This is a genomic window from Microbacterium sp. CFSPD4_SD4, from assembly GCF_057364585.1.
In genome coordinates this window covers 1-5502 of sequence record NZ_JBNFOC010000022.1, presented here as the reverse complement: position 1 = coordinate 5502, position 5502 = coordinate 1, and the positions used below count along the sequence as shown (strand labels likewise).

Below are 5502 nucleotides of genomic sequence, written 5' to 3'. Positions count from 1 at the left end.
GACTAAAAGGAGTCCGGCGGTGTCCTACTCTCCCACAGGGTCCCCCCTGCAGTACCATCGGCGCTGTGAGGCTTAGCTTCCGGGTTCGGAATGTGACCGGGCGTTTCCCTCACGCTATGGCCGCCGAAACACTATTGATGTTTCAATCAAACCTAAAGCAATGATGAATCATTGTTGAAGGTAGTTCTCGACCGTACATCGAGAACCACTCAGTGGACGCAAGCACCAACAAACGGTGTGTTATCAAGTCATCGGCTTATTAGTACCAGTCAGCTGCACACGTTACCGTGCTTCCACATCTGGCCTATCAACCCAGTAGTCTGGCTGGGAGCCTCTCACCCGAAGGTATGGAAGTCTCATCTTGAGGCCGGCTTCCCGCTTAGATGCTTTCAGCGGTTATCCATCCCGAACGTAGCTAATCAGCGGTGCTCCTGGCGGAACAACTGACACACCAGAGGTTCGTCCAACCCGGTCCTCTCGTACTAGGGTCAGATCCTCTCAAACTTCCTACGCGCGCAGCGGATAGGGACCGAACTGTCTCACGACGTTCTAAACCCAGCTCGCGTACCGCTTTAATGGGCGAACAGCCCAACCCTTGGGACCTACTCCAGCCCCAGGATGCGACGAGCCGACATCGAGGTGCCAAACCATGCCGTCGATATGGACTCTTGGGCAAGATCAGCCTGTTATCCCCGAGGTACCTTTTATCCGTTGAGCGACAGCGCTTCCACAAGCCACTGCCGGATCACTAGTCCCGACTTTCGTCCCTGCTCGACCTGTCAGTCTCACAGTCAAGCTCCCTTGTGCACTTACACTCGCCACCTGATTGCCAACCAGGTTGAGGGAACCTTTGGGCGCCTCCGTTACTTTTTGGGAGGCAACCGCCCCAGTTAAACTACCCACCAGGCACTGTCCCTGAACCGGATTACGGTTCGAAGTTAGATATCCAGAGTGACCAGAGTGGTATTTCAACAATGACTCCACGGTAACTGGCGTCACCGCTTCAAAGTCTCCCACCTATCCTACACAAGCCACACCGAACACCAATACCAAGCTGTAGTAAAGGTCACGGGGTCTTTCCGTCCTGCTGCGCGTAACGAGCATCTTTACTCGTAATGCAATTTCGCCGAGTTCGCGGTTGAGACAGTTGGGAAGTCGTTACGCCATTCGTGCAGGTCGGAACTTACCCGACAAGGAATTTCGCTACCTTAGGATGGTTATAGTTACCACCGCCGTTTACTGGGGCTTAAATTCTCAGCTTCGCCTTGCGGCTAACCGGTCCTCTTAACCTTCCAGCACCGGGCAGGCGTCAGTCCGTATACATCGTCTTGCGACTTGGCACGGACCTGTGTTTTTAGTAAACAGTCGCTACCCACTAGTCTCTGCGGCCTCCAAACGCTTTCGGAGCAAGTCCTAATACGTCGAAGGCCCCCCTTCTCCCGAAGTTACGGGGGCATTTTGCCGAGTTCCTTAACCACGATTCTCTCGATCTCCTTGGTATTCTCTACCTGACCACCTGAGTCGGTTTGGGGTACGGGCGGCTAGAACCTCGCGTCGATGCTTTTCTCGGCAGCATAGGATCATCCACTTTTTATCCGCATCGTGTCTCAGCCTGTATGAGTCGCGGATTTGCCTACGACTCGGCCTACGCACTTGCACCAGGACAACCATCGCCTGGCTTGGACTACCTTCCTGCGTCACACCTGTTAATACGCTAACCGCACCAGCATGGGGTCACGTGCTCCCCTCCACGGTGTCACCCGAAGGCAACGATGTGAAGGCTCGGACGTTTAGCACCACTGGATTAGCTTGGGCGGTTCTTCGCCGGTACGGGAATATCAACCCGTTGTCCATCGACTACGCCTGTCGGCCTCGCCTTAGGTCCCGACTTACCCAGGGAAGATTAGCTTGACCCTGGAACCCTTGGTCTTTCGGAGGACGTGTTTCTCACACGTCATTCGCTACTCATGCCTGCATTCTCACTCGTGTAGCCTCCACGGCTGGTTTCCACCGCCGCTTCGCTGGCCACACGACGCTCTCCTACCCATCAACACGGCTGGACCACGAAGGCCTACCAATAATGTCAATGCCACAACTTCGGTGGCGTGCTTGAGCCCCGTTACATTGTCGGCGCGGAATCACTTGACCAGTGAGCTATTACGCACTCTTTCAAGGGTGGCTGCTTCTAAGCCAACCTCCTGGTTGTCAGAGCAACTCCACATCCTTTCCCACTTAGCACGCGCTTTGGGACCTTAGTTGGTGGTCTGGGTTGTTTCCCTCTCGACTATGAAGCTTATCCCCCACAGTCTCACTGCTGCGCTCTCACTTACCGGCATTCGGAGTTTGGCTGACGTCAGTAACCTTGTAGGGCCCATCGGCCATCCAGTAGCTCTACCTCCGGCAAGAAACACGCAACGCTGCACCTAAATGCATTTCGGAGAGAACCAGCTATCACGAAGTTTGATTGGCCTTTCACCCCTATCCACAGCTCATCCCCTCAGTTTTCAACCTAAGTGGGTTCGGTCCTCCACGACGTCTTACCGTCGCTTCAACCTGGCCATGGATAGATCACTTCGCTTCGGGTCTAGGACATGCGACTGAATCGCCCTATTCAGACTCGCTTTCGCTACGGCTACCCCACACGGGTTAACCTCGCCACATATCGCTAACTCGCAGGCTCATTCTTCAAAAGGCACGCTGTCACACCTACCAGGGGTGCTCCAACGGTTTGTAAGCAAACGGTTTCAGGTACTATTTCACTCCCCTCCCGGGGTACTTTTCACCTTTCCCTCACGGTACTTGTCCGCTATCGGTCATCTGGGAGTATTTAGGCTTATCAGGTGGTCCTGACAGATTCACACGGGATTTCACGGGCCCCGTGCTACTTGGGATACTCTCCACGCCAGAACACGCATTTCGACTACGGGGTTGGCACCCTCTATGACCGGCCTTTCAAGACCGTTCGTCTATACGCTTCTGTAACGTCGCCAGCTCGGCAGAACTGACTGGTGAGTCCCACAACCCCGAATATGCAACTCCTGCCGGATATCACACACACTCGGTTTAGCCTGATCCGGTTTCGCTCGCCACTACTAACGGAATCGCGGTTGCTTTCTCTTCCTGTGGGTACTGAGATGTTTCACTTCCCCACGTTCCCTCTACCCGCCCTATATATTCAGGCGGGAGTCACTAGGTCGGCACGCCGCCCAGCGGGGTTTCCCCATTCGGACACCCTCGGATCAAAACTTGCTTATCAGTTCCCCGAGGCTTATCGCAGATTGCTACGTCCTTCTTCGGCTCCAGATGCCAAGGCATCCACCGTTTGCTCTTAAAGACTTGAAATCACATGAGTTTGAATCAAAAACCCGACCAGTCCGAAGACTGAATCAGAAATTGACTAATGATCTTTAAGATCATCTTGCGCAACTGATCAAAGACCAGCTGCAAGATGCTCGCGTCCACTGTGTAGTTCTCAAAGTACGGGCGGTACCCCTCACCACCTCCCCAACCGGAGAGACAACAAGAGGCCCAGAGGTACAGACCAGATCCCGAAAGATCCGCATCCGGTCCCTCAGGACCCAACAGCGTGCAGGCACCGAAACCGATCCCCCCAACGTTCCTGCAGCAAGCTGCGTACTAATCAGAGAAACAATCTCGATGCCATGTCAAATGTTCCACCCATGAGCTCCCAGCGAAGAACGTGTGCCTTCGATCTGGGTTCTGGACGCCGAAGCGTCAGATGCTCCTTAGAAAGGAGGTGATCCAGCCGCACCTTCCGGTACGGCTACCTTGTTACGACTTAGTCCTAATTACCGATCCCACCTTCGACGGCTCCCTCCACAAGGGTTAGGCCACCGGCTTCAGGTGTTACCGACTTTCATGACTTGACGGGCGGTGTGTACAAGACCCGGGAACGTATTCACCGCAGCGTTGCTGATCTGCGATTACTAGCGACTCCGACTTCATGAGGTCGAGTTGCAGACCTCAATCCGAACTGGGACCGGCTTTTTGGGATTCGCTCCACCTCACGGTATTGCAGCCCTTTGTACCGGCCATTGTAGCATGCGTGAAGCCCAAGACATAAGGGGCATGATGATTTGACGTCATCCCCACCTTCCTCCGAGTTGACCCCGGCAGTATCCCATGAGTTCCCACCATTACGTGCTGGCAACATAGAACGAGGGTTGCGCTCGTTGCGGGACTTAACCCAACATCTCACGACACGAGCTGACGACAACCATGCACCACCTGTTTACGAGTGTCCAAAGAGTTGACCATTTCTGGCCCGTTCTCGTATATGTCAAGCCTTGGTAAGGTTCTTCGCGTTGCATCGAATTAATCCGCATGCTCCGCCGCTTGTGCGGGTCCCCGTCAATTCCTTTGAGTTTTAGCCTTGCGGCCGTACTCCCCAGGCGGGGAACTTAATGCGTTAGCTGCGTCACGGAATCCGTGGAATGGACCCCACAACTAGTTCCCAACGTTTACGGGGTGGACTACCAGGGTATCTAAGCCTGTTTGCTCCCCACCCTTTCGCTCCTCAGCGTCAGTTACGGCCCAGAGATCTGCCTTCGCCATCGGTGTTCCTCCTGATATCTGCGCATTCCACCGCTACACCAGGAATTCCAATCTCCCCTACCGCACTCTAGTCTGCCCGTACCCACTGCAGGCCCGAGGTTGAGCCTCGGGATTTCACAGCAGACGCGACAAACCGCCTACGAGCTCTTTACGCCCAATAATTCCGGATAACGCTTGCGCCCTACGTATTACCGCGGCTGCTGGCACGTAGTTAGCCGGCGCTTTTTCTGCAGGTACCGTCACTTTCGCTTCTTCCCTGCTAAAAGAGGTTTACAACCCGAAGGCCGTCATCCCTCACGCGGCGTTGCTGCATCAGGCTTTCGCCCATTGTGCAATATTCCCCACTGCTGCCTCCCGTAGGAGTCTGGGCCGTGTCTCAGTCCCAGTGTGGCCGGTCACCCTCTCAGGCCGGCTACCCGTCGACGCCTTGGTGAGCCATTACCTCACCAACAAGCTGATAGGCCGCGAGCCCATCCCCAACCGAAAAATCTTTCCAAACGCAGACCATGCGGTCACGTCACATATCCAGTATTAGACGCCGTTTCCAGCGCTTATCCCAGAGTCAGGGGCAGGTTGCTCACGTGTTACTCACCCGTTCGCCACTGATCCACAAGAGCAAGCTCCTGCTTCACCGTTCGACTTGCATGTGTTAAGCACGCCGCCAGCGTTCATCCTGAGCCAGGATCAAACTCTCCGTAAAAAGAAATTGCGTACGAACCGGGGAAAAACCGGAACGCAGCGAGTTTGATGCTGACCAAAGAGACGAATTCATTGCTGACTTCATCCGTTGCCAACCCCACAAAGAGGTTGGTCTTTGATCCAAAGGAATTCTCACCCAGCCGAAGCTAGACGAGGATAATTTGGCATTTGACAAGTGCACGCTGTTGAGTTCTCAAGGATCGGATGCTCCCACGACCCAGCCATCAC

At 54.6% G+C, this 5502-nt stretch carries 3 rRNA genes; all 3 read right to left on the bottom strand.

Going from position 1 to position 5502, the window contains the following annotated elements:
- Window positions 1-11 precede the first annotated feature (11 nt).
- The 3 genes from rrf to AC2W7E_RS16180 all read right to left on the bottom strand — a co-directional run bounded on the left by rrf (window position 12) and on the right by AC2W7E_RS16180 (window position 5275).
- Window positions 12-128: ribosomal RNA gene (gene rrf / locus AC2W7E_RS16190) — 5S ribosomal RNA — on the bottom strand.
- Between the two features lie 111 nt (window positions 129-239).
- Window positions 240-3342 (bottom strand): 23S ribosomal RNA (locus AC2W7E_RS16185).
- Window positions 3343-3750: 408 nt separating this feature from the next.
- Window positions 3751-5275, bottom strand: a 16S ribosomal RNA gene (locus AC2W7E_RS16180).
- The 16S, 23S and 5S rRNA genes sit together here, the layout of an rRNA operon.
- Window positions 5276-5502: the final 227 nt, after the last annotated feature.